This window comes from uncultured Boseongicola sp. (assembly GCF_937988555.1).
GTDB lineage: Bacteria > Pseudomonadota > Alphaproteobacteria > Rhodobacterales > Rhodobacteraceae > Boseongicola.
In genome coordinates, this window is the sequence record NZ_CALJXO010000282.1 from 1 (window position 1) to 5968 (window position 5968).

The window sequence follows — 5968 nt, forward strand, 5'->3', positions numbered from 1 at the left end:
CGCGCGCATCCGGCGCATTTGACAAGACCTTGTCTTGCTGACCCCCGTCCGTCACCTCATCTACACGTCGTTTTAGCCGCATTGGTGTAACTGATGTCATCGGCTCGACGCCTTCTACGTCGACCTCATTCAACTGCTCAACAAAGCCAAGTATCCGGTTAAAATCCTGCGCCAACGCAGGTAAATCGGCGTCTTCGACCTTAATGCGGGCAAGCTTGGCCACGCGGCGGGCTGTTTCGGTGTCGATCGACATCAGAGCGTCTCTCCATCTTTGAACGCGGTCCATGTACCGCGTGCAGAGACGGCCCGCAAGAAGTGGCTAGCTTGCGAAATCAAGACCACCGTTTAGGGTGACGGCGCCTGAAACGCCGACCTCCCGGAATTTGATCAATGACACTTGCACTCGCGATCCTGCCTATTGCTCTGGCCTTTCTGGCGGGATGGACCGCAAAAGCGACAGGTCTTTTGAAGCCCGAGCATTGGTCGGGCATCGAGCTATTAAGTTTCCGCATTCTGATCCCAGCAATCCTGATCAGCTCCATTGCGACCGCTGATCTGTCGTCAGACCGGATCGGACCGCTTGCCGGGTCATTGGTCAGCATGGTGTTTCTTGCGGCCATTCTGGGGCTAAGCGTCAGATTTTTGCTGCCGGTCGACAAGCTATCGTCCGCATCACTTTCAACCATCTTTCAGACCACAACGCGTTGGAATGCCTTTATTTCCCTTTCTGCAGCCGAATTGCTCGGAGGGCCGGACGTCCTGCTGTTGATAGCCGTTGGGATGTCGGTGCTGACCCCGTTGATCAACGTCAGCAATATCCTTGTTCTGGCCTGGCTTTGCGCCGGGACAACAGGTCCACGCCGCATTCTGAAGGCCGTTGTAGCAAATCCACTTGTCATTGGCTGCGCGATTGGACTTTCGCTGAATGCTGCACCATTCGACCTTCCAAAGCCTCTGTACGAGACCCTCGATATCATTGGCCGCGCCGCGCTCGGGATCGGGCTTTTGGTTGTCGGGGCCGGGATTTCGTGGCGTCGTCTGGGACGGCTGACCGCACCCGTACTGATTGGCGCGCTTTTACGCCCCATCGGAATGCCGCTTGTGTTTCTAGGCCTCGCCAATGTGTTTGGGCTTTCCTCCACAGAGACCCTCGCTGGGCTACTGGTGACAGCGGTTCCAGCCGCCTCGAACGGCTACGTCGTCGCGCGCACTATGGGCGGCGACACCGAACTTTACGCAGATATTCTGGTCTACCAGACCCTACTCTCGATGGCCGCAATACCGATTTACGCCTCGCTGGTTCTGTGACGGCGCCACACTTCGATCATCCAGCCAAGCATGATCCCATTGAGCATATGCCAAATGAAATGTGTGCCAACTGGAAGGCGTGCGCACGACGTGTCGTCAATTGATCGAAAGACAAGCGAGACGCAAAGCAAACCCGCACCGAAGAGAAGTCCCCGCGCCGTCTCATGGGCGCGATTGCGCAACAATATACCATAGCCCGCAATCAAAATCGGCAAGACCCAATACACTGATGAAATTGAGAAAAATGGAAGTTGTTGCACCAACGGCGTGACCAAAGCGGCGTATGGGAAGAAAGCCAGCGTCGCCACCAATGCCCCCCAAATGGGCCAGCCCAAAAAATCTCGATTTGCCAGAAATAGGAAGCTTAGGGTGAAGACCGCTATAGGAATGACATCAAGCGTGGCGGCCCAAGCGGTTGCGTGAGTATGAAAGAGGTACGACCCCAAACCGATGGCAAAAAGTACGGCGGAAAGCCATCTTCCCGCAGGCATTCCGGCAGTACGGCGCCACATAATTATCGCAACAACCACAAACGCCAGATTGGTCGCAGCGTTAAGTGGCTCGGACCAATAGCTCGCGTCAGTACGCTCGCAATATCCGTCGATGGCTCTTGTCCAATCCATAAGGAACTCTGCTTTGCTTGGGTTTAGTCCCAGAAGGGACTGCCATCAAATAGTAGGGCTTTGCCACTCAGGGAGTCCCGATGAATTATAAGGCCGAATTCCGCCGGTGGATCAGTGCCTTGTCGAAAATTCCGCTCTCCGGACTGCCTTCAGGCGGCTTTGAGACCTAGCGCCTTGTCGCAAAAAAGGTCTTCAGCAAGGCGCTCGCATCCTCGGCCCCTATACCATCGTACACCTCAGGCACGTGGTGCGCTTGGCTGTGGGAGAACACTTTGGGACCATGTGCAACGCCGCCAGATTTTGGGTCACCTGCACCATAATATAAACGAGAAATCCGCGCGGCTGAGATTGCCGCCGCGCACATCGCGCAAGGCTCTAAAGTGACGTAGAGATCGCACCCTGTCAGGCGCTCAGAGCCCAAAATTGCGCCTGCAGCACGAATCACAAGAATTTCGGCATGCGCTGTCGGATCCGACAACTCGCGGGTGCGGTTTCCGGCTTTGGCCAAAACCTTCCCATCGTGACCAACAAGCACGGCTCCCACAGGGACTTCGCCGCGATCTCCCGCTGATCTCGCTTCTTCGAGCGCCGCTTCCATGTAGCTTTTGAAACTCATGGCCCGTGATGCCGCGACGAAACGGCTTGTGCAAGCGGCGCGCGCTTTCCAATCGACCTGTCCCACGCTATTGCGACAGGATGAGCAAACCCACCGTTCCCGGCGATCGTATCGCCAAAGTTCTCGCCCGCCGCGGCGTTGCCTCGCGTCGCGAGATCGAACGCATGATAGAAGCCGGTCGTATTTCATTGAACGGGAAGACGCTGACAAGCCCCGCTCAGAATGTCGTCGAAAGTGACCGCATTATTGTAGACGGCAAACCCGTTCGAGAAGCCGAACCGCCACGGGTTTGGCGGTACAACAAGCCATCCGGCCTCGTTACGACGGCGAACGACGAAAAAGGGCGCGCAACGGTTTTCGACAATTTGCCCGAAGACCTGCCCCGCGTGATGACTGTCGGACGGCTCGACTTGACGTCGGAAGGGCTGTTGCTTTTGACCAACGACGGCGAAATCAAACGGAAGCTGGAACTACCAAAAACCGGCTGGCTTCGCAAATACCGCGCCCGTTTGAAAGGCACGCCAGAAGACGCAGTCTTCGACCCGCTGCGGCGAGGGATTACGGTCGACGGCGAACGGTTTCAGCCGATGGAGATCACACTCGACCGACAACAGACCAGCAATGCTTGGGTGACGATCGGATTGCGCGAAGGCAAGAACCGCGAAATTCGACGCGCGATGGAAAGTATCGGATTTTTCGTGAACCGGTTGATCCGGGTCAGCTACGGTCCGTTTCGACTTGGTGAGCTGAAACCGGGCGAAGTCGAAGAGATCAAGTCAAAGGTCTTGCGCGATCAGCTCGGTCTGGATGCCATTCCCGAAACACCCGACCCCCAGAGAACCAAAGGTAAACGCGTCGAACGGCCCCGCCGCAACCAAAAGCCGTGATCGGCGCAATTGCTTGCCCATAACTGGCAAGCGACACGTTGAACGCATATATACTCCCAAGAACCGAAAGGTCGTAGAGTATGATGCCGAAGATGGCGCTATTGGTCTTGATTTTCGCCGTGGTCGCGGGGGTGATCTCTGTGGTATTCAAGGGAGTGGCGGTCTTGAAAGAACCTCATGATGAACGTTTGGGCGACAGGGGAGGTAGCATGAAAAGACTGGCATTTTTCCTGCTTTTAGCACTGATCGCCTACGTTGCGGCCTTCGGAGCGTCCTGATGGCGGATCGGTTCGGCGGAAAATATAGCCCCGATAGGCCGGCGCAAACGCCTCAGCCCCCCGCTCAGCGGCGAAGACGTGCGGGCGCACGTGTGAACCTTTTGTTCCTCGTGCCGGGTATTCTGGTGTTAACGGCGTTTCAGCAAGAACCGCTTGGAATGGCGCTTGATCTTGTTGGGTTTGGCACGCTGATGCTTGCGGCCTGGCTCACCCGTGAAGGGCTTTTGGCCGAAGATGCCTTTGATGCACGTCGCGTCGCAAAGCGCCCCGCAATCCCCCGAAAGATCTTTGCGTCTGTGCTTACAGGTGCTGGACTTGCCATTGCCGGTCTTGATCCGGCGACGTTTTCGCCCCTTAATCCAATTCTTTTTGCTGTTCTTGGAACAACCCTGCACTTCATGTCGTTCGGTGCGGATCCGTTGAAGGACAAGGGTGTTCCAGAAGGAAGCGCCTTCCAGACCGACCGTGTCGCGCGCGCTGTTGATGAAGCCGAGCGGCATCTCGCTGCGATGCGCGATGCGATCCGGGGCGCTGGCATTCCTGCCCTGTCGCGTCGCGTTGATCAATTTTCCCAAACGGCGCGTCATATGTTTCGCGTGGTGGAGGACGATCCGCGCGATTTGACTGGGGCGCGCAAATATCTTGGGGTATACCTTTTGGGCGCACGGGACGCGACATCTCAGTTCGCAGACCTTTATGCGCGCAACCGAAATGAAGAAGCCCGCGCAGACTACGAGGCGCTTCTTGATGATCTTGAAACCACGTTCACCGCGCGAACCAACAAAATGCTACTGGACGACAAATCATCGCTTGATGTTGAAATTGAAGTCTTACGTGACCGATTGGCACGCGAAGGCGTAAACCGCACTTAAGTATAGCTGCTCAAAACGAGGGGAAAATTCATGTCCGAAACAGTGCGCCAGAAGGCCCAGGAATCCGAAACCCTTGTGGCAGAGGTGACGGCCGTTATCTTGCCCGAACCCAGCACCGAAATTGTGCCGCTGGCCTCCGCTGATCCGACAACAAGCGCGGAAATCGAGCGCCGCATCGGCGAAATCGACATGGGTGACACCAATTCAATCGTGTCGTTCGGGTCCAGCGCACAAGTCGAATTGCAGGAAATCAGCCAATCCATGCTGGCAGGTGTCCGCAACAAGGACGTCGGCCCGGCTGGCGATAGCTTGCGTGATATTGTGTCAACCATTCGCGGCTTTTCGATCAGCGAACTAGATGTCCGTCGCACGCGATCCTGGTGGGAACGTCTGTTGGGACGCGCCGCTCCGATCGCGAATTTTGTTGCGCGCTTTGAAGAGGTTCAGGGCCAGATCGACGGGATTACCGACAACCTTCTCCACCACGAGCATAGGCTTTTGAAAGACATCAAATCTCTCGATCATCTTTATGACAAGACACTCGCCTTTTACGACGAACTGGCGCTTTACATCGCCGCAGGTGAGGAAAAGCTTCAGCGTCTGGACGGTGTCGAAATCCCCGCAAAAGAAACCGAAGTGGCCCAAGCGCCTGACGAGCAAGGCGTGATGAAGGCCCAAGAACTTCGCGACTTGCGGGCCGCAAGGGACGATCTCGAGCGCCGCGTATTTGATCTGAAACTAACACGGCAAGTTACGATGCAATCGCTGCCGTCTATTCGGCTTGTGCAAGAGAACGACAAATCCCTTGTCACAAAGATCAATTCGACACTGGTCAATACTGTGCCGCTTTGGGAAACCCAGCTTGCTCAGGCTGTGACCATTCAGCGGTCTGCCGAAGCGGCCGAAGCCGTGCGAGAAGCAAATGATCTGACGAACGAACTGTTGACCGCAAACGCCAAAAACCTGCGTGAGGCCAACAAAACCATCCGCGAGGAAATGGAGCGCGGTGTCTTCGACATTGAGGCAGTAAAGCAGGCCAACGCCGACCTGATCGCGACCATTCAGGAAAGCCTTCAGATTGCCGATGACGGAAAAGCCAAACGCGCCCTTGCCGAGGAAGAACTCCAGAAGATGGAAAGTGAACTCAAGACAACGCTTGCCTCAGCCAAAGCCCGCAAGGACGGGGTCGGCTCGATCTCTGGAGAGAGCGTTCCGACCTGAACCATGCGCAATTCTGCTTTCTCACTTTGCTTGCTGGCCTTGTTGGCGGCCTGCGACGGATTTCCCGCCGCTGGTCCAGATGCCTTATCGACAACGCCGCCCAGCCCAGCCCTTCCTGAGTTCGTTGAACGAACGCCTGAAAGCTTCGAGATAGAAGCCTTTT

The 5968-nt window shown here is 56.1% G+C and carries 8 protein-coding genes; 5 read left to right on the top strand and 3 right to left on the bottom strand.

The features are described from left to right. A partial coding sequence (gene gatC / locus Q1B15_RS16790; protein WP_299755797.1) for an Asp-tRNA(Asn)/Glu-tRNA(Gln) amidotransferase subunit GatC occupies nucleotides 1–253 on the bottom strand: 253 nt, incomplete at its 3' end. 137 nt (nucleotides 254–390) lie between these two features. Between gatC and Q1B15_RS16795 the strand changes: the two genes are divergently transcribed. Then, a complete protein-coding gene (locus Q1B15_RS16795) occupies nucleotides 391–1308 on the top strand; it encodes an AEC family transporter (RefSeq protein ID WP_299755799.1) in 918 nt (305 codons plus the stop codon). Here Q1B15_RS16795 and Q1B15_RS16800 read toward each other — a convergent pair. Further along, nucleotides 1287–1931, bottom strand: a complete 645-nt coding sequence (locus Q1B15_RS16800) for a ceramidase domain-containing protein (RefSeq protein ID WP_299755801.1) — start codon at nucleotides 1929–1931, stop codon at nucleotides 1287–1289. The genes Q1B15_RS16795 and Q1B15_RS16800 overlap by 22 nt on opposite strands. Before the next feature lie 166 nt (nucleotides 1932–2097). After that, nucleotides 2098–2547: a nucleoside deaminase gene (locus tag Q1B15_RS16805; protein ID WP_299755804.1), complete on the bottom strand. Its 450-nt coding sequence runs from the start codon at nucleotides 2545–2547 to the stop codon at nucleotides 2098–2100. A gap of 80 nt (nucleotides 2548–2627) precedes the next feature. On the opposite strand from Q1B15_RS16805, the gene Q1B15_RS16810 reads away from it, so the two are divergent. From Q1B15_RS16810 to Q1B15_RS16825, 4 genes are all read left to right on the top strand, one after another. Then, a complete protein-coding gene (locus Q1B15_RS16810; protein WP_299755807.1) occupies nucleotides 2628–3434 on the top strand; it encodes a pseudouridine synthase in 807 nt (268 codons plus the stop codon). A gap of 80 nt (nucleotides 3435–3514) precedes the next feature. Further along, nucleotides 3515–3712 carry a hypothetical protein gene (locus tag Q1B15_RS16815; RefSeq protein ID WP_299755809.1) on the top strand — a complete coding sequence of 66 codons (198 nt, stop codon included), beginning with the start codon at nucleotides 3515–3517 and terminating at the stop codon, nucleotides 3710–3712. Further along, entirely contained in the window at nucleotides 3712–4584 is an 873-nt protein-coding gene (locus tag Q1B15_RS16820; protein WP_299755811.1) for a 5-bromo-4-chloroindolyl phosphate hydrolysis family protein, read from the top strand. The genes Q1B15_RS16815 and Q1B15_RS16820 overlap by 1 nt, the downstream gene beginning before the upstream one ends. Nucleotides 4585–4614: 30 nt before the next feature. Next, on the top strand, nucleotides 4615–5805 hold the full coding sequence (locus tag Q1B15_RS16825; RefSeq protein ID WP_299755813.1) for a toxic anion resistance protein: 1191 nt from the start codon (nucleotides 4615–4617) through the stop codon (nucleotides 5803–5805). Nucleotides 5806–5968 lie beyond the last annotated feature (163 nt).

What these genes read in the sequence shown, in the direction of transcription:
- Q1B15_RS16795 (WP_299755799.1), top strand. Translation starts at nt 391, where the DNA reads ATGACACTTGCACTCGCGATCCTGCCTATTGCTCTGGCCTTTCTGGCG.
- Q1B15_RS16800 (WP_299755801.1), bottom strand. Translation starts at nt 1,931, where the DNA reads ATGGATTGGACAAGAGCCATCGACGGATATTGCGAGCGTACTGACGCG.
- Q1B15_RS16805 (WP_299755804.1), bottom strand. Translation starts at nt 2,547, where the DNA reads ATGAGTTTCAAAAGCTACATGGAAGCGGCGCTCGAAGAAGCGAGATCA.
- Q1B15_RS16810 (WP_299755807.1), top strand. Translation starts at nt 2,628, where the DNA reads ATGAGCAAACCCACCGTTCCCGGCGATCGTATCGCCAAAGTTCTCGCC.
- Q1B15_RS16815 (WP_299755809.1), top strand. Translation starts at nt 3,515, where the DNA reads ATGATGCCGAAGATGGCGCTATTGGTCTTGATTTTCGCCGTGGTCGCG.
- Q1B15_RS16820 (WP_299755811.1), top strand. Translation starts at nt 3,712, where the DNA reads ATGGCGGATCGGTTCGGCGGAAAATATAGCCCCGATAGGCCGGCGCAA.
- Q1B15_RS16825 (WP_299755813.1), top strand. Translation starts at nt 4,615, where the DNA reads ATGTCCGAAACAGTGCGCCAGAAGGCCCAGGAATCCGAAACCCTTGTG.